Origin of the sequence: Oceanobacillus alkalisoli (genome assembly GCF_022213125.1) — a bacterium.
Classification (GTDB): domain Bacteria; phylum Bacillota; class Bacilli; order Bacillales; family Amphibacillaceae; genus Oceanobacillus; species Oceanobacillus alkalisoli.
The window spans coordinates 1-309 of sequence record NZ_JAKNRA010000056.1; the positions used below are offsets into that span (position 1 = coordinate 1).

At 38.8% G+C, this 309-nt stretch carries 1 pseudogene; it reads right to left on the minus strand.

Annotation, left to right across the window (positions count from 1 at the left end):
• A pseudogene (locus L3V42_RS18125) lies at positions 1–309 on the minus strand (IS5/IS1182 family transposase); the annotation flags it as partial.

Sequence of the window (309 nt, forward strand, 5' to 3'; positions counted from 1 at the left end):
CATGCTCGGCTGGCTTTTTTGGGTATTTTTCTTTGATGGTTTCATCAAATTCATAGGTTGCTTTCCGAACAGCTTTTGCTTGTTCATTTAAATATTGAGCCGCAGATCTGGAACGATAACGGGAATGAGAGTGTGTAGAATCGACAATTAAAGCTGCTTTGATTTCAATCAACCCTTGTTCGATTGCGATTTCAGTTGTTTTTTCGATCAGTAAATCCAGTAGATTAATGTCTTTCAAGCGTAACTTGCGAAAATGAGTTAAGGAACTCGAATCAATAACGGAAGCTTCTGGAGCCATCCCCAAGAAAT